Raw genomic sequence first — 572 nt, 5'->3', positions numbered from 1 at the left:
CTTGGATATATTCGTCACATTCCCCGTTGTATTCGGTAAGAAATGATCTTTGTTTGGTGTTTTCTCCGATGCAAATAAGATTTGCTTCATTATTAAAATGCTTAATGTTATATGATTCCGCTGAATGTACATTGCTTTTTGAATCGGCGATCGAAAATATAATCTGTTGACTTAACGATGTATGCCTCTTAATGAATCTAAGTATCTCATCCTTACTTTCATCTTCGAAATCACCTTCAAAGATTGCATCCAAAACAAACGGTAGTACGTGAACATATTCTGTTTTCTTGATGGTTTCGACAAATGTAAAATTATAGGCCAAAAGAGTTTTCAATAGTTCAACACCCTGTCTTGGAAATGCGGGAATTTCATATAGCAAATAAAACCTCTCATCATCGAAGGGCTTAACTCTTAATTCAGATGCATATTTCTTAAATGTATTTTTAAATTTGTAACTGGCGTTTTTTCTTTCTGTTTTAACGGCTTCATCTGTTTTGAATATACTCAGCCTTTCTTCGATTTTATGTATTTTTGATGTTATTTCACCAAGTTTACTAATCAATTCTCCTGAC

The 572-nt window shown here is 32.9% G+C and carries 1 protein-coding gene; it reads right to left on the bottom strand.

Annotated features, from left to right (window positions below; translation table 11 throughout):
• Positions 1–572 (bottom strand): hypothetical protein (locus AB4486_RS27875; protein ID WP_372120050.1); only part of this gene is annotated, 572 nt, incomplete at both ends.

Origin of the sequence: Vibrio sp. 10N.222.55.C6, assembly GCF_041473395.1 — a bacterium.
Taxonomy (GTDB): domain Bacteria; phylum Pseudomonadota; class Gammaproteobacteria; order Enterobacterales; family Vibrionaceae; genus Vibrio; species Vibrio crassostreae_C.
The sequence above is the reverse complement of the archived record's forward strand: the minus strand, read 5'-3'. Positions and strand labels throughout refer to the sequence as shown.